The following is a 22,645-nucleotide window of genomic DNA, read 5'->3' on the forward strand; positions in this document are numbered from 1 at the left end:
TTTAGAAATCTACGGGGTTTGTTTCTTATAACTGGATTTCATACTTTAGTAAAAAACCTCGCTCCAAATGACTAAAAAAGAAAATTTTATTACCTATACCATATTAATCGTTAATGGATTAATTATAAATACAATTACAGTTAATTTGGTTTTTAATGTACTAAAAATCTTAAAACAAGATCACAATACTGAGGATTTGTTTAGGAACCTTTTTTTATTGACTGCACTACTGATATTTTTCCTAAAATATATGGTTCTAAAAATTGAAGGTTCTGAAGAACTTAATAAACTTTTAAAAAGCATAAAAATAATCATCTGGCCAGCATCAATATTTTTTATACTGCTTAGCATTTTACAAATCGGCTTTTTATTGGGCTTTTATACAGAACCAGTTCCAACATTAATTTATGCAGTCAGCATTGTATCCGTTCCATTTTTCTTTTTTTCTATTAATTTCTTGAAAAAATTATTAAAAAAACAACTAATAAAGGAAGAGCTGTTACTTCAGGAAAAGGAAAATTACGCTTTTTAAAGCCCTTACTTTTTAGCGATTCTGTATAAATTTCCATTATCGGTAATGGCATACAACGCTCCATCCTTACCTTCAACAAGATCCCGGAAACGTTCGCCCTTACCTTCTAAAAATCTTTCTTCGCCAACAATTTTATTATCATTAATAACTAAGCGAATGATGTGTGATCCGCTGAGTGCACCAACAAATAAATTACCTTTCCATTCAGCTATACTGTTGCTGTTATAAAAAGCAATGGAACCTGGAGATATGCTGGGGTTCCAGTAATAAACTGGTTGTTCCATACCTTCTTTTTGCTGGATGCCATCACCTACTTTTTTACCGCTATATTCGGTTCCGTAAGTAATAATTGGCCAGCCATAATTTTTACCTGGTTTAATAATATTAATTTCATCGCCACCCTTAGGCCCAAATTCTGCTTCCCACAAATCGCCAGTTTGCGGATTAATGGCTAAACCGTCAGGGTTACGCAATCCATAAGCATATATTTCTGGTCTTGCATCTGTCTTGCCTGCAAATGGACCGTTTGCTACTGGTTTTCCTTCAGGTGTTAAATGAAGAATTTTACCTAAAGAAGAATTTAAATATTGTGCCTGGATTCTGATATCGTTGCCCGAACGCTCGCCAGTGCTTACAAACAGGTTTCCATTTTTATCAAAAACAATTCTCGAACCATATTGCAGTTTACCCGAATATGCTGGTGTAGCGCGATAAATAATCGTTTGATTTTCTATAGAAGTTTCATTTGCAGATAATTTGCCTTTTGCAATTGCCAGTAAAACGCCCTTGCTCTGCGCTTCCGAATATGCCCAGTATACCATTCGGTTTTTAGCAAAATTAGGATCAAGCGTTACATCCAGCAAGCCGCCCTGCCCTGAAGGATCAACCTTTGGCAGGCCAGTTATTTTTTTACTTAACTTTCCATCCGCGGTTAGAATAACCATTGTTCCGGCTTTTTGAGAAATTAAAAAACCACCGTTAGGAAGATTAGAAATGCCCCAGGGATTTTCTAGTTTCGAATTGATGATGGTAATGTTTAATGCGGTATTTGTTTTTACACCTTTAATTCTGGTTTGTCCGGCAAAAGCAGGTTTAAAATCTGCTGAAGGCTCCTGAATTTCGACCGGGCTTTGAGCAAGTGCAACCACACTTAATAGGCAACCGGCTATTAGTAAATTCGATGTTTTGTTAGTGAACAGTTTCATAAGGAAAATGATTATTTGTTTAAAAGAACAAAAAAATTATCTAATAAAAAACCCGGTATCCAATAATCGAACCCGGGTTTTAAATATGTTACAAGCCTTGAGGCTTTAATCTTTTTTGTTTTTAAATTAATTAAGCTAATTGCTTGTTTAATTTTTCAGCCAATACTGATTTCGGAACGGCTCCAACTTGTTTATCAACAACTTGACCATCTTTGAAGTATAACAAAGCAGGAATGTTTCTGATTCCAAATTGCATAGAAATTTGAGGGTTGTTATCAACATTCACTTTTCCTACGATTGCTTTACCATCATATTCTTTAGCGATTTCTTCTACTACAGGACCAACCATGCGACAAGGGCCACACCATTCTGCCCAAAAATCTACTAATACGGGTTTATCTGATTTTAATACAAGCTCCTCGAAGTTTGCATCTGTGATTTCTAATGCCATAATTATTTTTTTTATGTTCAAATATATGTATTCAATTCTAATGCCAGCTATAACGTAATGCCAATTTGACATTATTCTGAGGGAGAGCGCTTAAAGATAGAAGGCATATGATTAGGCGTTTTCACCTTTAAACTTTCTGCCTTAAATCTTAGTTTAACTTATAATTTACAACATGTAACCCAATCAATTGTTCTAAAAACCTGTTGTTTGGATTTATTTTAAGACTTTTAGATGGTAAATCTAACATAATTTCCTTTTCTCTATCGTAAATAGCAAAATTCAACTGGCAGTTTTGCTGCTCAGAATTCGCCTTATTGTCTGCTAATATGGCCTCAATTTGTCGCATCAGCTCATCATTAATCCGTTCAATAGGCACCTGGATGGTAATACTTTTGGCTAACTTATCGCGTAAATCAGATAGCAAATTAATGGCTGTAATTTTAAATTCCCAATCTCCGGCTTTACCAAAACGTTCTCCTACCCTCCCTCTGATTTGAAGGAAATAACCTTCCGTTAAAAAGGATTTGAACTTAATAAAATCTTCCCCAAATAATGCCATTTCACAAGCGTCATCATAATCTTCAAAAACAAAGGTTCCAAACGGTTTTCCGGTTTTAGTTACCCTTTGCGAAGCCGTTACCACTAAACCACCCACACAAAGTTCACGGTTTTTCAACTTGTCAAACTCGCCCAAAACCTCTTCGTTTGTATCACCCATCCGCACTTTATTGATAATACTAAGCTGCTTAACATTATGCGTACAGAAACGATCGAGTTCTAATTTATAATTATCAAGTGGGTGGCCTGAAAGGAAGATTCCAATCGCATCTTTTTCGTATTTTAAACGATCAATCAAAGCCCATTCAGGCGAAACCGGAAGTGAAGGTTCCAGAATTAAATCGGCTTTTGATCCACCAAACAAAGAAGCTTGAGAGGTACTTTCATTGTTCTGGAAATCGTTGGCATATTTGATGATTTTTTCGATGCCATTCATTTTATCATTTGGCCCAATATAGAAATACTGTGCCCTATGCCCGCCAAATGCATCAAAAGCACCACTGTACACAAAACTTTCGTAAGCCTTTTTATTTACAATCCGGGTATTTGATCTTTTAGCAAAATCGTAAACGTTTGCAAAATTGCCATTAGCCAAACGTTCTTCAATAATACTCTCTACCGCCTTTTCTCCAACGCCTTTTACCGCTGACATACCGAAACGAACTTCACCTTTAGTATTTACAGAGAATTTCAGGTCTGATTCGTTCACATCAGGTCCTAAAACCACAACCCCCATCTGGCGGCATTCCTCCATAAAAAAGGCAACCTGTTTAATATCACTCATGTTGTTCGAAAGTACCGCAGCCATATATTCTGCAGGGTAATGCGCCTTTAAATAAGCGGTTTGATAAGCAATCCAGGCATAACAGGTAGAGTGCGATTTATTGAAAGCATAGGATGCGAATGCCTCCCAATCTTTCCATATTTTTTCTAAAGTTGTTGCATCATGGCCTTTTTCTGCAGCCTGCTTAACAAATTTAGGCTTCATTTTATCCAGTACATCTTTCTGCTTTTTACCCATCGCCTTACGCAGAACGTCGGCCTCACCTTTGGTAAAACCAGCCAGTTTTTGCGATAAAAGCATTACCTGCTCCTGGTAAACCGTAATTCCATACGTTTCTTTTAAATATTCTTCGCAGGCATCTAAATCGTACTTAATGTCTTCTTCACCATTTTTCCGGCGCACAAAACTTGGAATATACTCCATTGGTCCCGGACGGTATAATGCATTCATGGCAATTAAATCGTCAAAAACCGTAGGTTTCAACTCTTTCATGTATTTCTGCATACCCGGACTCTCATACTGGAAAATACCGATGGTTTCGCCCCGCTGGAAAAGCTCATAAGTCAGTACATCATCAATTGGAAAATTATCCGGATCGAGGTCTATATCATGTCTTTTCTTAACCAGTTTAACCGTATCTTTTATTAAGGTTAGGGTTTTTAGGCCCAAAAAGTCCATTTTTAATAAACCCGCGCTTTCTACAACAGAGTTATCAAATTGGGTAACATATAAATCAGAATCTTTAGCGGTAGCAACCGGAACGAAATTGGTAATATCACTCGGGGTAATAATTACTCCACAGGCATGAATACCGGTATTGCGTAACGATCCTTCTAAAACTTGTGCCTGCTGAATGGTTTCGGCACTTAAATCTTTTAAAAGGCCCATAGCCTTCAGTTCAAGTACGCGTTCATACTCATCAGGGCGTAAAGAATCCTTTAAAGTCTTTTCATCAAGGTTAAAGATTTTGGCCAGCTTCATATTTGGAATCAGCTTGGCAATTTTATCTGCCTCAAAAAGTGGCAAATCCAATACACGGGCAGTATCCCGAATAGATGATTTTGCCGCCATAGTACCATAGGTGATGATTTGCGCTACCTGACTGGATCCGTATTTATTAATTACGTATTCCATAACACGGCCACGGCCCTCATCATCAAAATCAATATCAATATCGGGCATGGATACACGATCGGGATTCAGGAAACGCTCAAAAAGGAGATCGTACTTAATCGGGTCAATATTGGTAATCCATAAACAGTAAGCCACTACTGATCCGGCTGCCGAGCCACGGCCTGGCCCAACTGATACATCTCTTCGGCGTGCCTCAGCAATAAAATCCTGTACAATTAAGAAATAACCCGGGTAACCCGTTTTCTCAATGGTTTGCAGTTCAAAGTCCAGTCGTTCGGTCACATCTGGCGTAAGCACGCCATACCTGATCTTTGCACCTTCATAAGTCAAGTGGCGTAAATATTTATTTTCACCACGCTTCCCTCCGTCTTCTTCATCTTCGGCAACCAAAAATTGCTCCGGAATATCAAATTTAGGTAAGAGTACTTCACGGGCAAGTTTGTAGATTTCAATTTTATCTACAACCTCCTGTATATTTAAAATTGCTTCAGGCAAATCGGCAAAAAGTGCCTTCATTTCCTCCCCATTTTTAAAATAATACTCCTGATTTGGCAAACCGTATCGATAGCCTCGGCCACGACCTATTGGCGTAGCTTGCTTTTCGCCATCTTTTACACACAGTAAAATATCGTGGGCATTTGCGTCCTTTTTATTGATGTAGTAGGTATTATTGGTGGCCACCATTTTCACCTCATGCTTTCTGGCCAGGCTAATTAAAGCAACATTTACACGGTCTTCATCTTCCTGGTTGTGGCGCATAATTTCGACGTAAAAATCCACACCGAATTTCTCTTTCCACCAAATTAAAGCTTCTTCGGCCTGGGTTTCGCCCATGTTTAAAAGCTTGTTCGATACTTCGCCGCCAAGGTTACCCGACAAAACAATAATATCGTCTTTATACTGCTCTATCACCGCCCTATCGATACGAGGAACGTAATAAAAACCCTTTGTATAAGCTATAGATGACATTTTGGCTAAATTATGATAGCCATTTTTATTTTTCGCCAATAGCACCATCTGGTAACCGTTATCTTTAACAGTTTTATCCAAATGATTATCACAAACAAAAAATTCGCAACCTACAATAGGTTTCATTACAATTTCTGTAGGACGCTCTCCGGCTTCAATTGCAGTTGCATTTTTTGCTTCTGCCGCTTTGTTGTGGTTTAAAACATGGTTTACAAAGTGAAATGCGCCCATCATATTGGCATGATCGGTCATGGCTACAGCCGGCATTTTCTGTGCCGCAGCAGCTTTTACCAGGTCAGGGATACTGATGGTACTTTGTAAAACAGAAAACTGGGTATGGTTGTGCAGGTGTACAAAAGTAGCTGCAGCAAGTTCTTGTTTATTTTCGGCAAGTGCTTGTTTTGAAACGCCTCCGCCTTCGGCTTTCTGAATGCGTTTTCGAATTTCATCCGATGCCGATTTTAGGTTAACATGTTGTATTCCAAAAGTTCCGATTTCACCGGGATTAAGCTCCCTGAAACGTGGAAAATATTCAACATCAACTAATAATTCTTCTTTCTTAAAAATTTCTCTTTTAACCAGCTCTAAAAAACAACGGGTTGTGGCTTCCACATCGGCAGTTGCGTTATGCGCTTCACTAAAAGGAACACCAAATAAATAAGAGTGCAGTTCAGTTAAAGTGGGTAGTTTAAAACGGCCACCCCTACCTCCAGGCAACTTCAATAAATCGGCGGTTATTTCCGTACAGGTGTCTAATACCGGCATTTCTGCCATGCGATTGGCAACCCCAAAGCGGTGAAACTCGCAACCCATAATATTTACATCGAAACCAACATTTTGGCCGACAATAAATTTGGCTTTATTTAAAACTTCATTAAATTTCGCCAGCATTTCGTCAAAACCAATTCCCTGTTCGGTAGCCAGTTCGGTAGAAATACCGTGAATTCGTTCCGCATCGTATGGAATATTAAAACCCTCAGGCTTAACTAAATAATCCTGATGCTCAACCAATCTCCCCATCTCATCGTGCAGTTGCCAGGCAATCTGAATACAACGCGGCCAGTTATCCGTATCGGTAATGGGTGCATTATAATTGCGGGGCAAACCAGTGGTTTCAGTATCAAAAATTAAGTACATATGTTGCAGTAAAGAATTAGCCGTTTGGGAATATAAACGGTTCTTCAAAAATAAGAAATTTGGTGCCGGAAGTTGTCAGTAAATTATCAACATAAATTAACATGGCAACGATTTTTTTTCAATCCTTGTTTGTTAAAAAAAGTTAAAGCAACATAAATCTACGGAATATTCGTAGATTTAAAATATTAAACAACTCGATATGAAAATCTATTCTTTACTTTTATTTATGATTTTTAGCGCTGTTGCAACTTTAGCGCAGAAACCTGTTCATTTAAAACTGAAAGAACAACTTGATTCAATCTTGCAGACCGACCAGGGAATACGGGAATTTGTTGATTCAGAAACCTCAGAAAAAAGAAAAGATACCCTCGCGCAATTTTTTAATTACCCGAAAGAGGAACTTAAAAAACATGCCTGGAACATCATGCCGAAAATTGATTCGGCTAATCTTAAAAAAGTAGAAATTATTATTTCTAAATATGGTTATCCAGGCAAAACCTTAGTGGGTGAACCTGCAAACACTGCAGTCTTTTATGTAATCCAACACAATCCAACTAAAATTTCAGCGTATTACCCATTGATAGAAAAAGCTGGTAAAAAGGGCGAATTACCCTTTAAATATGTAGCCATGATGCTGGATAGAAAGTTGACTCAAAAAGGAGAAGACCAAATTTACGGCACCCAGGTATATGGCCTAATGATTAATAATCCCGGCACCGGTAAAAAAGAATTTTTCCAGTACGTGATGCCGATTAAAGATCCTAAAAATGTAAATAAACGACGCAAAAAAGCTGGTTTTGATTCTACAGTAGAAGCAAATGCACTTAGATTAGGGGTGGTTTACAAAGCTTATACTAAAGCAGAGATTGATAAAATTATTAAACAATAATTCTGTTAATGTTCCTGACTGGTCAGTTCGCTCACATCGTACCCTTTTTGCCTGCATCGTTCGATAATATGAACCAATAAATCGGCTTCCATTTTCGGTTCCCGAGACATGATAAACAGGTACTTCTCATCAGGATGCCCAACAACAACATAACTATAATCTTCAGCAATTTCGATAATCCAGTAACCAATTTTAAAAGGCCATAAAAACTGTGCCTTCATATCGCCATCAGGCTTATCCTGCTTAAAAAACAATTTCGAGCTTATTGATTTTTCCTCAGTTTTACCCTCTTTATGATAAGTTGTGCACACATCAAAATAATCGTCATCCTTCAAAGTATAGGTCTCAGTAGTTTGTTTCCAGTGTTTATCCATTAATGTAGGAATGGAATATAAGGAATACCATTTGCCTTCAAAGGCCTTATAATCTATATTGTTTAAGGGTTTATTTTCCATAATGCTTATTTCTTAATTTTAAAATGCTCCTGGCTTACCAGCTTTTCGGTGTTGTAGCCTCGTTGTTTACATCGGTAAATAATTTCGTTCAGCAAACCGGGATCCATTTCTGGCTTACGTGCCATAATAAAAAGGTACTTAAACTTAGGGTGGCCAACTACAACGTAACTGTAATCTTCTGCCAGTTCAATAATCCAGTAATCAATCTTAACCGGCCATATAAACTGCGCTTTTAAACGCGAATTGCCACTTTTGGCAACCACCGTTAATTTAGAACGCATGTATTTTTTCTTCCTTTCGCCAACAACATTGTAAGTGGTAAATACCGCATAGTAACCATCCGGGTGAATCACATAAGTTTCTACAGTATGCCGCCAGTGCGCATCCATAAATGTAGGTATGGAATATAAAGAATACCACCGCCCTGCAAAACTTAAAACATCTACATGTATATCTATTGGTTTGTTTTCCATATTCTTCTTTCCACCCTTCAATACTGATCTAAATGAATGATTACACTAACTAAACCGTCAATAAATTATAAAGTTTTGAAAAGGATTTTTTAAGCCTATATTTATTTATAACTTCGATTGATAATTAATACAGCAAACCAATAAAATAAGATATATGAAAGTTACGGTTGTAGGTGCAGGCGCAGTTGGCGCAACATGTGCAGATAATATTGCCCGCAAAGAATTGGCAAATGAATTAGTGTTATTGGATATTAAAGAAGGTTTTGCCGAAGGTAAAGCCATCGATATGATGCAGACTGCTACCCTTTTAGGTTTCGATACAAAAATTACCGGTGTAACCGGCGATTACAGCAAAACAGCTGGTTCTGATGTTGTTGTAATTACTTCTGGTTTGCCCCGCAAACCGGGAATGACCCGTGAAGAACTGATTGGCATAAACGCAGGTATTGTTAAAGGTGTTGCCGAAAATATATTAAAATTCTCTCCTGAAGCGATTATTATTGTAATCAGCAACCCGATGGATACCATGACTTATCTTGCACTTAAATCTTTAGGCTTGCCTAAAAACCGCATTATTGGTATGGGTGGTACTTTAGATAGTTCAAGATTTAAATTTTATTTATCTCAGGCTTTAGATTGTAACCCTAACGATTTACAAGGTTTTGTTATTGGCGGCCATGGCGATACCACTATGATCCCTTTAACCCGCCTGGCAACTTACCAAAGTTTACCTGTAAGTAATTTATTAGATAAAGCTACACTTGATAAAGTGGCTGCTGATACCATGGTTGGGGGCGCAACGCTTACCGGATTAATTGGTACTTCTGCCTGGTACGCACCAGGTGCTGCCGGTGCTGCTTTGGTTGAAGCCATTTTACGCGACGAGAAAAAACTTTTTACCTGCTGCGTTTCCTTAGAAGGAGAATACGGACAGGAAGATATTTGCTTAGGTGTTCCGGTAATTATTGGCCGCAGCGGCTGGGAAAAAATTATTGATTTTAAATTAACAAATGAGGAGCAGGCTGCATTTAACAAAAGTGCCGATGCGGTTAGAAATATGAATAGTGTACTGGCCGAAATGAAATTGGTATAAATTTACTTGCCATGTTAAGATAAAAAGTATTTGCAACCAATAAAACAGATACTCCGTACCTCAGCATGGCAGCTTGAAAATCAATGAAAACAATTTCAATCCCACTTAAACTAATTAATTTACAAGATGACGGCTTCCATCTTTTGATGGAAGTTGTTGTTTTTAAAAAAAAGCATTTTGCCGTGCTGGATACCGGAGCATCAAGGAGTGTATTTGATAAGGCCCTGATAGAACAACACCTTGCCGAAACTTTGCAGGTAAGCGATGAAATTAATGCAGCCACACTTTTTACCACCACCACCACCATACAGGCTACTATACCAGAATTAAAAATTGGCAAACTTAAAATTAAAGATTACCACGCAGTAGCTTTCGATTTGCAATCGGTAAGCGAAACCTACCAGCAGTTTGGACACCCTCCTATTGCCAGCATTATTGGCGGCGATATTTTAACGGAATATCAGGCAACTATAAATTATGCTACCCTTGAATTGACGCTGTATAAATAATATCTTTTGGTTTTATGACTAAAATCATTTTTTAAAAGTGTTTTAAGCTGATATTTGTTTCTTAAATGAAAAAGTATTTAGCAACATTTTGTATTATTTTCTGGTCTGGCCTTATTGCAGGAATTAGCTTTTTAGAAGCACCTTTAAAATTTCAGGCACCCGGTATTACCATTCCATTAGGTTTAGGCATTGGCCAGCTGGTTTTTCAGGCCTTGAATAAAGTTGAAATTGTTTTAATACTGGTTATCATAGTTTGCCTATACGATTTCAAGTTAAAATCGTTTAAAGGCTTGTTACTCTCCTTAATTTTGGTTTTGCTATTAATGGATACTTTTTGGCTTTTACCCATTTTGGATGAAAGCGCTAAATTAGTCCTGAGCGGAAAATTTATTCCAGAAAGCATTCATCATATTCTATACATAATTGTAGAGGTAATTAAATTCTTGTTGCTGATTACGCTTGGCTTTTTAAACCTTAAAGATTTAAAACATGAAAAAAGATATTCTTAATCGCCAGGATATTATACTACTGGTTGATACTTTTTATAACAAGGTTGAACAAAATACTCAAATCGGGCCAATATTTACTGAGGTTGCAAAAGTAAACTGGGCGCATCATTTACCTAAGATGTATGATTTTTGGGAAAGTATTCTTTTTGGTAAAGCAATTTACAAGGGCAACCCAATGCTTACCCATTTTGCACTCAGAGAAAAGACCAGTTTAAAAGAGGAAGAGTTTAACGCCTGGAAAAGCCTCTTTTATCAAACCGTTGATGAATTATTTGAAGGCAAAAATGCAGATACCATTAAACAAAAAGCACAATCTATAGCCGATTTAATGCATTTCAAATTAAATGCACCTAATCCCCACATTACAATTAAAAACCAATAGTATTTTATATTCTTTCTGAGTTTATCGTTAACTTTAAGTAACTAAAACAAACCAAATATGAAATTTCTTAAAGTTTTACTGTGGATAATCGTTATCCTGGCAATCATAATTTTCGGTGGAGGCCTTTTTTTACCCAAAACATTTTCAGTTGCGCGCAATATAGAAATTAGTGCTCCTGATAGTGTAATTTATAAGAATATTGCTGATTTTAATGAATTTACGAAGTGGAATACATGGTCCAAAATGGAACCCACAGCCAAAATAACAATATCTGGCCCGGTTGCTCAACCCGGTAGTTTATACGAATGGGCTGGTAAAGAAACGGGACAGGGTTCGATGAAAATTACGGAAGCGAAACCAAATAGCCTTGTTAATATTGAATTAAAATTTATAAAACCGTTTGAAAGTTTGGCCAATACCAAATTTGATATTCAACCAGAAGGCAGCGCACAAAAAGTAACCTGGACCATGAGCGGCAATAACAATCTGATTCAGCGATGGATGTGCCTTTTCATGAACATGGATAAAATGGTTGGTAAAGATTTTGAAAGCGGTTTAAAATCACTCAAAGAAAAATCGGAGAAAGGAATTTAGCCTTTCAGCCTTAAATAAATAGCCTTTCGAAATCAGTTTTTGAAAGGCTATTTTTATTTTCTACTTGCTTAATAAAAATAAAGGAGCTCCTTAATATTCGCTTATTTTGAGTACACCAAACAATTATGTCTTCGTTACGTTAAAATAACATTCAATTTTAAATTGATTTGATTAAGATTTTGTTATTTCATGTTTTTTAGATTACTTGCCCTTTGATGAATTTATTGTTAGTAGAAGATGAGCCAAACGTTGTGTCTGTAATCAAACGTGGATTAACAGATGAGGGTTTTACCGTGAGCATCGCGCCTGATGGATTAATTGGCGAACAAATGGCTAAGGAAAATAATTTCGATCTGATTATTCTCGATATCATGTTACCTGGAATAAATGGCCTGGAACTTTGTAAGATTATTAAAAGCGAGAAGCCAAATGTACCTATTATTATGCTTACAGCACTCGGCAGCACAGAAAATGTGGTAAACGGACTGGATAATGGTGCAGACGATTACCTGATTAAGCCCTTTAAATTTGCCGAACTTTTTGCCCGGATAAGGATGCTTTTAAGGCGTTATAGCGGAGTGGTAATGAATGATCAAATGATTAACATCAGCGATTTGCAAATTAACTTAACAGCCAAAACCGTTAAAAGAAATCAAACCGAGATTATATTAACTGCTACTGAATATCGTTTGCTGGAGTTTATGGCCAAAAATAAGTCTAAAATCCTGTCGAGAATTGATATTTTAGAAAGTGTTTGGGATATTGATTTTAATTTAGGCACCAATGTAGTTGATGTTTATGTAAATTACCTGAGAAAAAAAATCGATAAAAACGCTGACATTAAACTGATTCATACTGCAGTTGGGTTAGGCTATGTTTTAAAGGAAAAATAATGTCTATTGCAAAAAAAATAACCCTTCTGTTTGCCATTCTTTCTGCCATAATTATTTCTTTATTAAGTGGTTTTGTTTGGTATTTTTCTAACGAATTTGCTTTCGAAGATTTTTATAAACGATTAGAAGCCCGGGTAAATATTGCGGCACAGATTAAGGTTTACCAGGACGAAAATAACGATATGTATGCCAAAATGCGTAATCGTTACTTAGAAAGGCTTCCATCAGAAAGAGAATACATTATTAAAACGGATAAAAGGGTTAAGCAAAAATTAATCACGGATATTGAATTGCCTGAAATTTTTTACGAAAAAATTATTTCGGGTAAAATGGCCCGTTACCGTAAGGAAAACCATTTTTATGCAGGCAAATATTTCGAAAGCCCGCAACAGGGTTATATCGTAATTATATCGGCAAATGATCCATTTGGATTTAGAGAATTAAAAGATCTTCAGAAAATTCTATTTGCAGGTTTTTTCCTTTCTGTGGTACTATCCTTTGTAGTGGGCTGGAAATTTTCCGGTTACATGTTGCGGCCGCTGCGTAACATTATTAAAAGTGTAAAGAAAATTAAGGCAGAAAACCTGCACCTGCGCCTGGATGTACCTGGGGCCGATGAAATGTCGCAATTGGCACAAACGTTTAACAATATGCTTAACCGCTTGGAAACTGCCTTTGAAACGCAAAACAACTTCATCAGCAATGCATCCCACGAATTGCGTACGCCTTTAACCATTATTAACGGCGAGGTTGAGCTGGCACTTATGGCCAAACAGGATACAGAAAAGCAAAATGCAGCGTTAAATAAAATAAAAGATGAAGCTGAAAGATTAGAGCATATTTTAACAAGTTTGCTCGGGCTTGCGCAATCTGGCTTTAATGGAAAAAACCAGCCTTGGGAAGAAGTTAGGATTGACGAATTGATATGGGATGTAGTTGCCTCTGTTAACCAGGTGCACCCAGAAAGTAAAATTGAAATAGATTTTAACAACCTTCCTGAAAACGAAGAACACCTTAACATTAAGGTAAATAAAAATCTGATTAAGCTTGCCATAACCAATATAGTAAGCAATGCCTGCAAATATTCTAATAATATGCCGGTTAGCGTTAGAGTAGAAAGTAAGCTGAATATGATTTCGATAACCGTAACAGATTTAGGAATCGGCATACCGCAAAATGATGTTCAACATATTTTTGAGCCTTTTTACAGGGCATCAAACACCAATAATTATAAAGGTTATGGAGTCGGGTTGCCACTTTCTTTAAACATTATCAGACTGCACAGAGGTAGTATAGCCATTAAATCTCAGGAAATGATTGGGACCGAAATTAAAGTTTTATTACCAACCAGCATGTAAATTCTAATCTCATTCTAATCTCGTTCTTATTTCGTTATAATAACCTTAGGCTATTCTTGTATAAATATTTAATTATTCATTTAACAAGATCAGGTTATGAAAACAGTATTAGTTCCAACAGATTTTAATCCGGATGCAACCAAAATTATTGACGCACTGGTTTTAAACCAAAAAGAAGAAAAATTAAACATCATTTTTGTACATGCGTTTAAATTATCTGATTCTATAACAGATATGCTAATGCTGAGCCGCCGGAGTCGCGACTATGAAAATGTTAGCGACACTTTTTACCTTAAACTCAATCAATATAAAACGAAATATTCCAATCAATTGGGTTGCGTGGGTATAGAATATTTTTATGGCAGTACGGTTGCTGCTTTTAAAAACTTTATTGATGCATTTGATGTGGATTGTGTTGCCTACCTCAAGGATTACGACTTCCAGAAAATTAACAAATACAGTATCGAACCTAAGTATTTAACTGAACGTTGTGGCTGCCAAACACTCGAATTGGATAGTGCCCCGCATCAGATTGAAAATAATTCAGAATACTTAATGGATACAAAAATTCACGAAAACAGATTGCAAACTTCTACTGTTTAGCCAATCTTATTAATTTAATTTTATTATGCTGTTACGAAACAATATTCCCCTTACTTATATTTTTGGAAAGATCAAAAAACAACTGATTTTTGTTATTGCCTACTCCATTGGCATTGTTGTTCTTTACGAGAATTTCCATGTTACACGCATCTCCATTCCTGTTGCTGTACCAGCGCTTTTAGGCACAATTATTTCATTATTACTGGCTTTCAGGTCAAATCAGGCTTACGACAGGTGGTGGGAAGCCCGAATTTTATGGGGTGCAATCGTTAATGATTCCAGGTCATTATCAAGACAAATATTATCATTTGTAGAAAATCCTTATGGGCTGGATGAAATAGAGAAATTTAAAGAGAAGTTTATTAAACGACAAATAGCCTGGTGTTATGCTTTAAGCCAGTCACTACGTGGTTTTTCTGCTCACAAAGGCCTTGAAAGATACCTAAGTGCGGATGAAATGACTTTTATAAGTAAACGTAGAAATGTAACGGTTTCTATTTTAGAGTTGCATGCCATGGATTTAAAAAAGGCACTGAACGAAGGCTGGATTAATAAATATCAACAGATAGAGATTGATAAAACCATAACAGCTTTATGTAACCATATGGGTGGATCGGAAAGAATTAAAAACACTATTTTTCCGGTCACCTACAGTAAATACATCAACATGTCTATCCATTTATTTATTGTGATGTTGCCTTTTGGCTTAATTGAATATTTCGGTTATGCAGAAGTGCCTGTTGTAATTGCAATTGCCACTTTTTTCTTACTGGTCGAAAAAATGGCCGTTCATTTACAAGATCCTTTCGAAAATAAACCTACTGATACACCTACCACAACCATTTGTAGAAATATTGAAAGAGATCTTTGTCAGATGCTGAATGACAATAAGCTTTACGAAGATAAGCCACAATCAGAACTGGCTCCTGTAGGTTCTTATTATATTTTATAGACGTAAAAAAAGCCCCTCCAATAAATCTGGAGGGGCTTTTTAGTAAAAAGTTAATGGTATAAAAGTTTTAATTTATCGGCTATGGCTTTACTCTCTAAAGCACCAGCCTTTACTGTTTTAAGGGCCGCACTGTAGTACAACCCAAAAAAGGTAATCAAAACAGACACAACCAGATAGCTTTTATTTAAGCCAAATAACATGCCTGTTGATGGTTTATTTATAGCCTGAAATACAAACATTAAAAATATACCGACATAGGCTGCGTACGAACCTGAAATTTTATAAACCATAAATTTTTTATAACCTACAGCCTTAAAACCTCTATATGCCAACGCAGAGAAAAGTATAATGATTGCGATAATAAATACGGTAAAAAAATTATCCTGATTAGCAATTAAATTTTGCAACTGGTACAAGCCAAAACCTGAGAGTATTACAATCCAGAGAGAACTAATATGGAAAAATGAGCAAAAATGTCGCAAAAAAAGCTTCCAGTATTTCTTACCCAACCCCTTTATAATTGATTTTTCAATTTTGGTAAAGCCTGCTTTGCCGAACGAAGTTTGCGTTTGGTTTACAGCATCTTGAAATGTTAAGGCCGGATTCTCAGTCATCTTTTCTTCCACTGCGGAAGCCACATGATCCAAAATCTCCATTTGAACATCAATGTACTTAAATCCGATCTCTTCAAGGTAGATTCTTATTTTATTTAGTTGTATTTTGGTTAGGTTCATATCAGGCTGTTAATATTTTAATTTTTTGGTTGTAAAAAGTTATGAAAGTTCTTACATACATGCTGCAAAAAAAGAATAATACAAGCATTGTAATAACTTTACTGTTTTGGCTTAAATCAATTAAACTGTCTTTAGTAAGAAACCAATACAAAACAAAGTTCCCCATAAACAATCCAACCGAAGCTAAACTCCCTAATGAATTATCTGTAATAGAATATTTTTGTTCTTTTCTCTTCCCAAGCAGGATTTTGCTATAAACATAAAAGGCGACAACAATAGAGCATAAAAAAATAGCTATAATCATAGGCTTCATGTTAAATGGAGCTGTTTTGCTGCTATAATAAATGCACGTGCATAAGGCTAAAATTGTGAGGTTACTTAATATGCCTGGCCATTTAAATGTAGTGGCTAATTCTGACAGAAAAAGTCTCGCATATTTCTTATTAACCTGTTGCTGATAAAGGGCTTCCTGTTTTTTAATTTCTTTAAAGCTTCCAAAATCAATATTAATTATTTCTGCAACCAGTTCTAAGCTGTAAGGTTCCTGTACATCTGCAAGTGCATTTAACATATGGTCGTAAACCTCATGGTAAGTTTCTCTGTATTTTACAGCATCAAAAATATAATCCTTAATTTCCTGAATTTGTTGTGCAGTTAATACCATTTAAATTGCAGGTTTTAAGTTTAACAATAATTGCAGTTGGGCAATAAAATCTTTCGCTTCCTGTAATTTATTTACAACTTCTTTCTCACCATTTTTTGATAACGAATAATATTTCCTTAATCTGTTCTCAACCACTTCTGTTGTTGTTTCCAATAAACCATCAGCCTCTAATTTATGCAATGCAGGATATAAGGCGCCTTCCTTTAACATCAGCTCGCCCTGTGTAATTGATTTTACCTTCTGCGTAATTTCATAACCATACATCCTTTCATTCTCTGATAAAAGATTAAGAATAATGGTTTGTAAAGTGCCTTTAAATAATTCATTATTTACTGCCATGGTTCAAATATATATAAATTTTACATACATAAGAAAACTATGCATATAAAATTTAAGGCAAGTATTAATTGGCAAAATTATATCACATGTGAAATAATTGGTTGTCGTACAGAGAAACAGACTCTAATTAAAACAAAAACCCCTTCAAGATTTAACTTGAAAGGGCTTATATATTTTCTAAATCCTGTTTAGGGAATTTAGTTATTATGCATCAATTTTGGCATATTTTGCATTACGCTCTATAAATTCCCTGCGTGGTGCAACTTCATCACCCATTAACATAGAGAAAGTATGATCGCACTCTGCTGCACTTTCGATTGTAGCTTGCAATAAGGTACGCGTAGCCGGATTTAAAGTAGTATCCCAAAGCTGCTCAGCATTCATTTCACCCAAACCTTTATAACGTTGGATGTGTACGCTATCTTCCTTACCATTTCCTTTAATTCGCTGTACAGCGGCATCGCGTTGTACATCATTCCAGCAATATTCAAAATCTTTACCTTTTTTAACCTGATAAAGTGGCGGAGATGCGATATAAACATATCCCGCTTCAATTAAAGCCCTCATATAACGGTAGAAGAAAGTTAAAATCAAAGTAGTAATGTGCGAACCGTCGATATCCGCATCCGTCATGATTACGATTTTGTGATAACGTAATTTCGTCATATTCAAAGCCTTATCATCTTCCGGCGTACCAATACTCACCCCAATTGCGGTGAACATATTTTTAATCTCGTCGTTTTCGTAAATTTTGTGCTCCATCGCTTTTTCTACGTTCAGAATCTTACCTTTTAAAGGTAAAATAGCTTGAATGTTTCTATCGCGACCTTGTTTAGCGGTACCACCCGCCGAGTCACCCTCAACTAAATAAATTTCACATTTTTCAGGATCACTGTCAGAGCAATCGGCCAGTTTACCAGGTAAGCCTGATCCGCCCATAACGCTCTTACGTTGCACCATTTCACGGGCTTTACGTGCTGCAGCACGGGCTGTAGCCGCTAAAATTACTTTGTTAACGATCATTTTAGCCTCTTTTGGATTTTCTTCCAAATAAGCACCCAATGCCTCACCAACAGCAATATCTACCGCGCCCATTACCTCACTGTTACCCAGTTTGGTTTTAGTTTGCCCTTCAAATTGCGGTTCCTGTACCTTTACCGAAACTACTGCTGTTAAACCTTCTCTAAAGTCATCACCAGTGATTTCCATTTTCAGGTTTTTTAACAAACCAGATTTATCTGCATAGCTTTTTAACGTACGCGTTAAACCTCTGCGGAAACCAGCAATGTGTGTACCACCCTCATGCGTATTAATGTTATTTACGTAAGAATGGACATTTTCTGAATAACTGTCGTTGTACTGGAAAGCCAACTCAACTGGCACACCATTTTTAATACCATCAATATAAATTGGTTCAGGCAAGAAAGATGCTCTTGTACCATCTAAAAAAGAAACAAATTCTTTTAAACCACCTTCTGATTGAAAAACTTCTGATAAGAATGTTCCATCTTCTAAAGCTTCGCGCTCATCCGTTAAGGTTAATTTAATCCCTTTATTCAAGAAAGCTAATTCGCGCAAACGAGCCGCTAAAGTATCGTATTTGTACTCTGTTGTTTGGGTAAAGATGGTAGGATCCGGCGTAAAGGTTACAATTGTACCGCGTTTATCTGTAGTACCAACTTCCTTTACATCGTATTGCGGAACACCAATTTTATATTCCTGCATCCAGATTTTACCTTCACGGTGTACTTCAGCTTTTAAGTCTGTAGATAATGCGTTAACGCAACTTACCCCCACACCATGTAAACCACCAGAAACCTTGTAAGTATCTTTATCAAATTTACCACCTGCGTGTAAAACCGTCATAACGATTTCAAGCGCCGATTTATTTTCTTTTGTATTGATCCCGGTTGGAATACCACGCCCGTTATCTTCAACCCTGATGGAGTTGCCTTCTAAAATTCTAACGTCAATTGTATCTGCATGACCAGCCAAAGCTTCATCAATGGAGTTATCCACAACCTCATAAACTAAATGGTGTAAACCTTTAACACCAGTATCGCCTATATACATCGAAGGGCGCTTACGCACCGCTTCTAAACCTTCTAAAACCTGTATATTATCTGCCGAATAATTTGACTTTAAATCCTGTTCTTCGCTCATATTTTAATTAAAAACAATAATTATCAAAAATACGCATTTTTCGGCAATTAACCCAATATGTGGAGAAGTTTTAGGCATTAAAAGTAAGGGGGTAAGGAATGCTAAAAGACTAAAGCTAAAAGGCTTTACGATGCACTGTACAGGATTTTGAAAAGCAAAGACGATACAATGTTTTGGAGCTTGCACATGCTTTTTATGTTAAGATTCAAATACCTTCCTTATAGCCCGCTTTTAATTGGTTATTTAAACCATTCATTTGTTATACACATAGCGAAGCAGAAAAACAAAGCCTACTTAAACCTGCCGCTATTGTTTTAAAACTGCTTATAAAACACAAACTTGATGTTAAATTGCATATAAAAACTAATTTATATAAGTTTGCTAAAATTTATTAAACAATAATGGAAAGAAGAACCTTTAAAAACCTTGGTTTACTTGCAGCCGCAGCTATAATTACAACATTTTCTGCTTGCCAAAACAAAGAAGCTAAAACGACTGAAACAACAAAGAAAACAGATAGTACAGCAGCTGTATCTGCTAATGAAAAAATCGTATTTGTTAACCAAGACTCTTTATTAACCAAGTACGAATACTATAAAGACCTTAAAAATAAATTTGAGAAAAAAACCAAAGATGCTCAGTCTGACATGCAGGCTAAAGGCCAGGCTTTCCAAAGAGAAGTAACTCAATATCAGCAAAGTGCAGGCACTTTAGCTGCCGACGTACGTAAAACTACTGAAGAGCGTTTAGCCCGCAAGCAACAGGAATTACAAACTTATCAGCAAAATGCAGGTGGTGCTTTACAAAATGAGCAGGCTGTAGAAACTGAAAAACTTTATGATAAAGTTGCCGGTTATTTAAAAACCTATGCAAAAGATAAAGGTTATAAAATGGTTTTATCTTACACTAAAGGCAGTACAATTTTATTTGCCGATGAGAGTTTAGACATTACTACTGATGTAATTAAAGGCTTAAACGAAGATTATACAAAAACAAAAAAATAAAATTACTGTTAATCCTATAGCACACACAAAAAATGCCTCAAAATTTGAGGCATTTTTTGTGTTTAATTTTTTTATCATGGAAGAGAATAAACAACACGAAACATTTATGCGAATGGCGATAGCCTTATCTGTGCAAAATGTGAGTGAGCAGGTTGGCGGTCCTTTCGGCGCCGTAATTGTTAAAGATGGAAAAGTTGTTGCGCAATCGGCCAATAAAGTAACTTCTACAAACGATCCAACGGCACATGCTGAAGTATCGGCTATACGCCTGGCTTGTACCGCATTAAATACATTTGATTTAAGTGGCTGCATAGTGTACACCAGTTGCGAGCCTTGCCCTATGTGTCTTGGAGCCATTTATTGGTCGAGGATTGAAACCATTTATTATGCAAACACCAAAGCCGATGCCGGTAAAATTGGTTTTGATGATAAATTTATCTACGATGAGCTGGATAAACCTATGGAGAAAAGATCCTTACCTGTTGTTCAATTATTAAGAGACGAAGCACAGGAAGCCTTTAAACTTTGGGAAACTTCGCCTATGCGAATAGAATACTAACACAACAATCTGTTTTTCAAATATTTAAACTTTGTTACCATTGTTTTTTTTATTATTTTAGGGATATACTTAACACAAAACTCTAATCATTATGAAAAACTTTAAAGCATTAACCAGAACCGAGTTAAAAGGAATTTTAGGCGGTAAAAAAGAGCTTACACAATTTGAACCGCAAGACTGTTACTGCACTGATGGAGGCAACAGTTTTGGTTGCGTTACGGATTCAGGATGCGACAACTTAACCAGTTCTCTTTGTTCAAGCGGACAATCCATCTGCGTAACAAGAACAACTTAATTCAGTATGCAAATCGTTTAAAGTGTTTAACTTTAAACGATTTCTTCTACCTACTAAATTCACTCCGAGTATTTTAAACAAAAGCGCACCTCTGCCGAAACAAAAAGAATGGTATTAACGTCTAACTAAATATCACTTTTTATGACTTACGAGCAAAAAATAGGTAGCGAACTTGATTTCTGGAAATTTAGAATTTTACAAAAACCTTCACTTTTTAGTAAGGTTACCGATAAAGTTCAAAGAAAAATCAATACCTATATCCCTGATAAAGTACACAGTGCAATTACTTCCGCTATTAAGCAAATGGTTAAAGGGGTACTTTTGGGCTCTACCTTTACCACAGCCAAACCCGCTTTAGATTTAACATTAATGCACCGCGAAGCTTTAATTAAACAAAAAATAGAAAATTATAAAAAAACTGGTGCTGCAGAGGGTGGCATTACCGGAGCAGGAGGCTTTTTAATGAGCCTTGCCGATTTTCCATTATTACTTGGCATTAAAATGAAAATGCTTTTTGATGTTGCGGCCTTATATGGTTACGATGTAAAAGATTACAGGGAACGTTTGTTTATTCTACATATTTTCCAGCTCGCTTTTTCAAGTAAGGAAGAAAGTAAAAATATCTTTATGAAAATGCAAAACTGGGATGATAAAGCGCACACACTCCCCTCAAATATTGATGAATTTGACTGGTTAACTTTTCAGCAGCAATACCGTGATTATATTGATTTAGCCAAACTTGCCCAAATGCTTCCTTTTGTAGGCGCAGCAGTGGGTGCAGTTGCAAATTATAAACTAATAAACAGGCTTGGCAAAACCGCGATGATGAGCTATCGTATGAGAGTTTTAAGCTCGGGGTTGAGCGTTTTGAGCCCGACTTCCACCTTAAAACATCCTGCTTCAAACTAATCTTCCTCGAACATCCCGCCTATCAGGTCATCCGTTTCGCGCCTGTCTTTTTTAGTAGGGCGGCCAGTACCACGGTCACGCTTTAAACTTGGCGAATGAAACATAGATTTAAAAGCATGTGTTTCTTCAACCGGAGTTAAATCTTTATATTTTGTTATGGCTGTTGGAGAATCGGTACGGTTATATGACAACTCTACCACCTCAATAATTTTCTTCTCTATTCCTTTAGATACCTGATAAACATCGCCCACTTTTACAATAGCCGAAGGCTTAATGTTCTGCCCTTTCAGCTTCACCCTACCTGCCTTACAAGCATCTGTAGCTAAACTTCTGGTTTTAAACAACCTAATGGCCCACAAATATTTATCGATTCTGAGTTTTTCTGCTTCTGTCATAAAACCCAAAAATACAAATTAGTCAGTAAAGACACGAAACCCTTGGGTTGATGTTAAAAGATTGGGCGGAGAAAAGGTTAAAACAATGTCCCATTAAGGCTGT

General features: G+C 36.5%; 25 protein-coding genes. 15 read left to right on the plus strand and 10 right to left on the minus strand.

Annotated elements, in window-relative coordinates:
* The first annotated feature begins 67 nt into the window (after positions 1–67).
* Positions 68–532: a hypothetical protein gene (locus R2Q77_RS11445; protein WP_316803873.1), complete on the plus strand. Its 465-nt coding sequence runs from the start codon at positions 68–70 to the stop codon at positions 530–532.
* Between the two features lie 5 nt (positions 533–537).
* On the opposite strand, the gene R2Q77_RS11450 is transcribed toward R2Q77_RS11445, so the two are convergent.
* From R2Q77_RS11450 to dnaE, 3 genes are all read right to left on the minus strand, one after another.
* Positions 538–1,737, minus strand: a complete 1,200-nt coding sequence (locus R2Q77_RS11450) for a PQQ-dependent sugar dehydrogenase (RefSeq protein WP_316803874.1) — start codon at positions 1,735–1,737, stop codon at positions 538–540.
* A 130-nt stretch (positions 1,738–1,867) separates the two neighbouring features.
* Positions 1,868–2,188 carry a thioredoxin gene (gene trxA / locus R2Q77_RS11455; protein ID WP_109923776.1) on the minus strand — a complete coding sequence of 107 codons (321 nt, stop codon included), beginning with the start codon at positions 2,186–2,188 and terminating at the stop codon, positions 1,868–1,870.
* A gap of 148 nt (positions 2,189–2,336) precedes the next feature.
* Entirely contained in the window at positions 2,337–6,770 is a 4,434-nt protein-coding gene (gene dnaE, locus R2Q77_RS11460) for a DNA polymerase III subunit alpha (RefSeq protein WP_316803875.1), read from the minus strand.
* Positions 6,771–6,969: 199 nt separating this feature from the next.
* Here dnaE and R2Q77_RS11465 point away from each other — a divergent pair, with 199 nt between their 5' ends.
* The gene (locus R2Q77_RS11465; protein ID WP_316803876.1) at positions 6,970–7,659 is read left to right on the plus strand and encodes a DUF6624 domain-containing protein; all 690 of its coding nucleotides are present in this window, start codon (positions 6,970–6,972) and stop codon (positions 7,657–7,659) included.
* A 5-nt stretch (positions 7,660–7,664) separates the two neighbouring features.
* On the opposite strand, the gene R2Q77_RS11470 is transcribed toward R2Q77_RS11465, so the two are convergent.
* Entirely contained in the window at positions 7,665–8,114 is a 450-nt protein-coding gene (locus R2Q77_RS11470; protein ID WP_316803877.1) for a lipocalin family protein, read from the minus strand.
* A gap of 5 nt (positions 8,115–8,119) precedes the next feature.
* Entirely contained in the window at positions 8,120–8,587 is a 468-nt protein-coding gene (locus tag R2Q77_RS11475; RefSeq protein WP_316803878.1) for a lipocalin family protein, read from the minus strand.
* A 154-nt stretch (positions 8,588–8,741) separates the two neighbouring features.
* Between R2Q77_RS11475 and mdh the strand changes: the two genes are divergently transcribed.
* The 9 genes from mdh (at position 8,742) to R2Q77_RS11520 (ending at position 15,480) form a co-directional block, all read left to right on the plus strand.
* Entirely contained in the window at positions 8,742–9,680 is a 939-nt protein-coding gene (mdh, locus tag R2Q77_RS11480; RefSeq protein ID WP_316803879.1) for a malate dehydrogenase, read from the plus strand.
* An 83-nt stretch (positions 9,681–9,763) separates the two neighbouring features.
* Positions 9,764–10,189, plus strand: a complete 426-nt coding sequence (locus R2Q77_RS11485; protein WP_316803880.1) for an aspartyl protease family protein — start codon at positions 9,764–9,766, stop codon at positions 10,187–10,189.
* 65 nt (positions 10,190–10,254) lie between these two features.
* Positions 10,255–10,698 carry a hypothetical protein gene (locus R2Q77_RS11490; protein ID WP_316803881.1) on the plus strand — a complete coding sequence of 148 codons (444 nt, stop codon included), beginning with the start codon at positions 10,255–10,257 and terminating at the stop codon, positions 10,696–10,698.
* Entirely contained in the window at positions 10,679–11,080 is a 402-nt protein-coding gene (locus R2Q77_RS11495; protein ID WP_316803882.1) for a group III truncated hemoglobin, read from the plus strand. Before R2Q77_RS11490 ends, R2Q77_RS11495 begins: the two co-directional genes overlap by 20 nt.
* Before the next feature lie 57 nt (positions 11,081–11,137).
* Positions 11,138–11,674, plus strand: a complete 537-nt coding sequence (locus R2Q77_RS11500) for an SRPBCC family protein (RefSeq protein WP_316803883.1) — start codon at positions 11,138–11,140, stop codon at positions 11,672–11,674.
* 215 nt (positions 11,675–11,889) lie between these two features.
* Complete coding sequence (locus tag R2Q77_RS11505) at positions 11,890–12,567, plus strand: response regulator transcription factor (protein WP_316803884.1); 678 nt, start codon at positions 11,890–11,892, stop codon at positions 12,565–12,567.
* A complete protein-coding gene (locus R2Q77_RS11510; protein ID WP_316803885.1) occupies positions 12,567–13,925 on the plus strand; it encodes a HAMP domain-containing sensor histidine kinase in 1,359 nt (452 codons plus the stop codon). Before R2Q77_RS11505 ends, R2Q77_RS11510 begins: the two co-directional genes overlap by 1 nt.
* Before the next feature lie 96 nt (positions 13,926–14,021).
* Positions 14,022–14,528, plus strand: a complete 507-nt coding sequence (locus R2Q77_RS11515) for a hypothetical protein (protein WP_316803886.1) — start codon at positions 14,022–14,024, stop codon at positions 14,526–14,528.
* A 25-nt stretch (positions 14,529–14,553) separates the two neighbouring features.
* Positions 14,554–15,480 (plus strand): bestrophin family protein, encoded by a 927-nt coding sequence (locus tag R2Q77_RS11520; protein ID WP_316803887.1) that lies wholly within the window; start codon positions 14,554–14,556, stop codon positions 15,478–15,480.
* 50 nt (positions 15,481–15,530) lie between these two features.
* Here R2Q77_RS11520 and R2Q77_RS11525 read toward each other — a convergent pair whose 3' ends face one another.
* From R2Q77_RS11525 to gyrB, 4 genes are all read right to left on the minus strand, one after another.
* Positions 15,531–16,214: a hypothetical protein gene (locus tag R2Q77_RS11525; protein WP_316803888.1), complete on the minus strand. Its 684-nt coding sequence runs from the start codon at positions 16,212–16,214 to the stop codon at positions 15,531–15,533.
* Position 16,215: 1 nt separating this feature from the next.
* On the minus strand, positions 16,216–16,878 hold the full coding sequence (locus R2Q77_RS11530) for a hypothetical protein (RefSeq protein ID WP_316803889.1): 663 nt from the start codon (positions 16,876–16,878) through the stop codon (positions 16,216–16,218).
* Positions 16,879–17,217: a PadR family transcriptional regulator gene (locus R2Q77_RS11535; protein ID WP_316803890.1), complete on the minus strand. Its 339-nt coding sequence runs from the start codon at positions 17,215–17,217 to the stop codon at positions 16,879–16,881.
* Positions 17,218–17,421: 204 nt separating this feature from the next.
* Positions 17,422–19,380: a DNA topoisomerase (ATP-hydrolyzing) subunit B gene (gyrB, locus tag R2Q77_RS11540; RefSeq protein WP_316803891.1), complete on the minus strand. Its 1,959-nt coding sequence runs from the start codon at positions 19,378–19,380 to the stop codon at positions 17,422–17,424.
* A 401-nt stretch (positions 19,381–19,781) separates the two neighbouring features.
* Between gyrB and R2Q77_RS11545 the strand changes: the two genes are divergently transcribed.
* From R2Q77_RS11545 to R2Q77_RS11560, 4 genes are all read left to right on the plus strand, one after another.
* Positions 19,782–20,384 (plus strand): OmpH family outer membrane protein, encoded by a 603-nt coding sequence (locus R2Q77_RS11545; protein ID WP_316803892.1) that lies wholly within the window; start codon positions 19,782–19,784, stop codon positions 20,382–20,384.
* A 76-nt stretch (positions 20,385–20,460) separates the two neighbouring features.
* Positions 20,461–20,943, plus strand: coding sequence for a nucleoside deaminase (locus tag R2Q77_RS11550; RefSeq protein WP_316803893.1), 483 nt, complete (start codon positions 20,461–20,463; stop codon positions 20,941–20,943).
* Between the two features lie 91 nt (positions 20,944–21,034).
* Entirely contained in the window at positions 21,035–21,238 is a 204-nt protein-coding gene (locus tag R2Q77_RS11555) for a hypothetical protein (protein ID WP_316803894.1), read from the plus strand.
* A gap of 141 nt (positions 21,239–21,379) precedes the next feature.
* Positions 21,380–22,147 carry an EcsC family protein gene (locus tag R2Q77_RS11560; RefSeq protein ID WP_316803895.1) on the plus strand — a complete coding sequence of 256 codons (768 nt, stop codon included), beginning with the start codon at positions 21,380–21,382 and terminating at the stop codon, positions 22,145–22,147.
* On the opposite strand, the gene R2Q77_RS11565 is transcribed toward R2Q77_RS11560, so the two are convergent.
* Positions 22,144–22,542, minus strand: coding sequence for an RNA-binding S4 domain-containing protein (locus R2Q77_RS11565; RefSeq protein ID WP_316803896.1), 399 nt, complete (start codon positions 22,540–22,542; stop codon positions 22,144–22,146). The genes R2Q77_RS11560 and R2Q77_RS11565 overlap by 4 nt on opposite strands.
* Positions 22,543–22,645: the final 103 nt, after the last annotated feature.

Origin of the sequence: Pedobacter nototheniae, assembly GCF_032678625.1 — a bacterium.
Taxonomy (GTDB): domain Bacteria; phylum Bacteroidota; class Bacteroidia; order Sphingobacteriales; family Sphingobacteriaceae; genus Pedobacter; species Pedobacter nototheniae_A.

What these genes read in the sequence shown, in the direction of transcription:
- R2Q77_RS11545 (WP_316803892.1), top strand. Translation starts at nt 19,782, where the DNA reads ATGGAAAGAAGAACCTTTAAAAACCTTGGTTTACTTGCAGCCGCAGCT.
- trxA (WP_109923776.1), bottom strand. Translation starts at nt 2,188, where the DNA reads ATGGCATTAGAAATCACAGATGCAAACTTCGAGGAGCTTGTATTAAAA.
- R2Q77_RS11490 (WP_316803881.1), top strand. Translation starts at nt 10,255, where the DNA reads ATGAAAAAGTATTTAGCAACATTTTGTATTATTTTCTGGTCTGGCCTT.
- gyrB (WP_316803891.1), bottom strand. Translation starts at nt 19,380, where the DNA reads ATGAGCGAAGAACAGGATTTAAAGTCAAATTATTCGGCAGATAATATA.
- R2Q77_RS11485 (WP_316803880.1), top strand. Translation starts at nt 9,764, where the DNA reads ATGAAAACAATTTCAATCCCACTTAAACTAATTAATTTACAAGATGAC.
- R2Q77_RS11515 (WP_316803886.1), top strand. Translation starts at nt 14,022, where the DNA reads ATGAAAACAGTATTAGTTCCAACAGATTTTAATCCGGATGCAACCAAA.
- dnaE (WP_316803875.1), bottom strand. Translation starts at nt 6,770, where the DNA reads ATGTACTTAATTTTTGATACTGAAACCACTGGTTTGCCCCGCAATTAT.
- R2Q77_RS11555 (WP_316803894.1), top strand. Translation starts at nt 21,035, where the DNA reads ATGAAAAACTTTAAAGCATTAACCAGAACCGAGTTAAAAGGAATTTTA.
- R2Q77_RS11510 (WP_316803885.1), top strand. Translation starts at nt 12,567, where the DNA reads ATGTCTATTGCAAAAAAAATAACCCTTCTGTTTGCCATTCTTTCTGCC.
- R2Q77_RS11495 (WP_316803882.1), top strand. Translation starts at nt 10,679, where the DNA reads ATGAAAAAAGATATTCTTAATCGCCAGGATATTATACTACTGGTTGAT.
- R2Q77_RS11505 (WP_316803884.1), top strand. Translation starts at nt 11,890, where the DNA reads ATGAATTTATTGTTAGTAGAAGATGAGCCAAACGTTGTGTCTGTAATC.
- R2Q77_RS11565 (WP_316803896.1), bottom strand. Translation starts at nt 22,542, where the DNA reads ATGACAGAAGCAGAAAAACTCAGAATCGATAAATATTTGTGGGCCATT.
- mdh (WP_316803879.1), top strand. Translation starts at nt 8,742, where the DNA reads ATGAAAGTTACGGTTGTAGGTGCAGGCGCAGTTGGCGCAACATGTGCA.
- R2Q77_RS11520 (WP_316803887.1), top strand. Translation starts at nt 14,554, where the DNA reads ATGCTGTTACGAAACAATATTCCCCTTACTTATATTTTTGGAAAGATC.
- R2Q77_RS11525 (WP_316803888.1), bottom strand. Translation starts at nt 16,214, where the DNA reads ATGAACCTAACCAAAATACAACTAAATAAAATAAGAATCTACCTTGAA.
- R2Q77_RS11530 (WP_316803889.1), bottom strand. Translation starts at nt 16,878, where the DNA reads ATGGTATTAACTGCACAACAAATTCAGGAAATTAAGGATTATATTTTT.
- R2Q77_RS11535 (WP_316803890.1), bottom strand. Translation starts at nt 17,217, where the DNA reads ATGGCAGTAAATAATGAATTATTTAAAGGCACTTTACAAACCATTATT.
- R2Q77_RS11445 (WP_316803873.1), top strand. Translation starts at nt 68, where the DNA reads ATGACTAAAAAAGAAAATTTTATTACCTATACCATATTAATCGTTAAT.
- R2Q77_RS11550 (WP_316803893.1), top strand. Translation starts at nt 20,461, where the DNA reads ATGGAAGAGAATAAACAACACGAAACATTTATGCGAATGGCGATAGCC.
- R2Q77_RS11470 (WP_316803877.1), bottom strand. Translation starts at nt 8,114, where the DNA reads ATGGAAAATAAACCCTTAAACAATATAGATTATAAGGCCTTTGAAGGC.
- R2Q77_RS11465 (WP_316803876.1), top strand. Translation starts at nt 6,970, where the DNA reads ATGAAAATCTATTCTTTACTTTTATTTATGATTTTTAGCGCTGTTGCA.
- R2Q77_RS11450 (WP_316803874.1), bottom strand. Translation starts at nt 1,737, where the DNA reads ATGAAACTGTTCACTAACAAAACATCGAATTTACTAATAGCCGGTTGC.
- R2Q77_RS11475 (WP_316803878.1), bottom strand. Translation starts at nt 8,587, where the DNA reads ATGGAAAACAAACCAATAGATATACATGTAGATGTTTTAAGTTTTGCA.
- R2Q77_RS11500 (WP_316803883.1), top strand. Translation starts at nt 11,138, where the DNA reads ATGAAATTTCTTAAAGTTTTACTGTGGATAATCGTTATCCTGGCAATC.
- R2Q77_RS11560 (WP_316803895.1), top strand. Translation starts at nt 21,380, where the DNA reads ATGACTTACGAGCAAAAAATAGGTAGCGAACTTGATTTCTGGAAATTT.